This is a genomic window from Psychrobacter piechaudii, assembly GCF_900162825.1.
GTDB lineage: Bacteria > Pseudomonadota > Gammaproteobacteria > Pseudomonadales > Moraxellaceae > Psychrobacter > Psychrobacter piechaudii.
Window position 1 is genome coordinate 1 of the sequence record NZ_FUGE01000204.1, and the last position, 1,541, is coordinate 1,541.

The window sequence follows — 1,541 nt, forward strand, 5'->3', positions numbered from 1 at the left end:
ATCAGACGAGGATTCAAAAGGGTTTGGGCTATCAATCGCCAAGACAGGTGTGGTTTGATTATTATCGTCAGGCTGGGTAACTAAAATCTCCCAAGTTTAACTGTACGGAATTGACAGCAGGGGTCATGCTGCAACAAGAGCTTGCTCGTAGAGAAGTGGGTTTGGAAGTTTCGGCGATGACCACGGGTATCGAAGTGAATGCTAGCAATGAAGTGACAGGACTAAGCCTTAAAGATGGCAGAACGTTACCTGCTGATTTTATCGTTATGGCTGTGGGCATTATACCCAATACCCAACTAGCTGAGGATAGTGGTATAGAAGTTAATCGAGGCATTGTTGTAGACGAATATATGCACAGCAATTGTCAAAATGTCTATGCCATAGGCGAGTGTATAGAGATTAATGAGGAACTTTTCGGCATGGTGTCCTCAGTCAATAAGCATGTTGATACTCTCGTCGCCGTATTGACTCAGCAAGCATCAAAATCAAAGTGGCCACCTTTTGTTAGCACGCCTTTATCCTTAAAACTTAAAGTATCTGGCATTGCCGTCTGTTCATCAGGAAAAATTGAGTTTGATGAGTCAGAACTAGCGTCTATTGAACAAATTATTTATCGTCAGGTGAATAGTGATCAATACCATTGTCTTTACCTAAAAGACAATCGGTTGATAGGGGCTGTGCTGTATGGAGAGACCAGTGATGGCAATTTCTACAGTCAGCTGATTAATGAACAAACTGATGTTTCTGAATTTAAAGACGCTTTGATCTTTGGGGCTGCGTATTGCCAGTCATTATTGGATCAACAAGTTGAAGATAAGGAAAGTATAGCCGTTGATCCAGTGACCAATTCTGCGACAGCGCTTAATGAGAAGCCTAAGTCGGTGATTAAAGCCGACAATCAACCAAATGATGATGAAGTGGCTTAACCAGAACAAGATGCCTTTTAATACAGGAAATAAATGCAATCATAACGTACCTAAGTTTCAATTTTATAAGTGTTCTACCAGCAGATATCACTACAAAATAGCGAGAATATTATCAAAAATAGCCAAACCAGCCAACCTAAAGCTAAAGCAAGTTTTAATAGCCCGAATAGTCCAAACAGTATAGCTATCTTAACTTTGCCTAGCGATAATTCCGTCTCCCACTCAGAGTTTGAGTCGATACGGACGGTACGCACCACTTGTCCTTATTGTGGTGTGGACTGTGGCGTGTTGGCAACTGTAGATAATATGACAGGACAGGTGAGTGTAAAAGGTGATCCAGAGCATCCTGCCAATTTTGGTAAGCTGTGTTCTAAAGGCAGTAATCTGGCCGAGACTTTAGGGAGGGACTGAGCGCCGGTTAACTCAACCTTATTATCAAAACAAAAAAGCTACCATGTTATCTCTATAGTCAAAGAACGAATAAAGTGGTACACTAAAACTTATGGCATATTCAAAAGACTACCGACAAATGATTCTTAGCAAACTTGACGAAGGCTACAGCTTTCGGGAGTTAGCCGAAGAGTATCAAATTAGCCCAACCAGTATACAAAACTG

General features: G+C 41.3%; 1 protein-coding gene and 1 pseudogene. Both read left to right on the forward strand.

Going from position 1 to position 1,541, the window contains the following annotated elements:
- Positions 1–125: 125 nt before the first annotated feature.
- Positions 126–926 carry an FAD-dependent oxidoreductase gene (locus A1019T_RS10910; protein ID WP_244156645.1) on the forward strand — a complete coding sequence of 267 codons (801 nt, stop codon included), beginning with the start codon at positions 126–128 and terminating at the stop codon, positions 924–926.
- Positions 927–1,112: 186 nt separating this feature from the next.
- Positions 1,113–1,383 (forward strand): annotated as a pseudogene (locus tag A1019T_RS10915) (hypothetical protein); the annotation flags it as partial.
- Between the last annotated feature and the right edge of the window lie 158 nt (positions 1,384–1,541).

Coding starts and splice junctions, on each gene's coding strand:
- A1019T_RS10910 (WP_244156645.1), top strand. CDS start 126: ATGCTGCAACAAGAGCTTGCTCGTAGAGAAGTGGGTTTGGAAGTTTCG.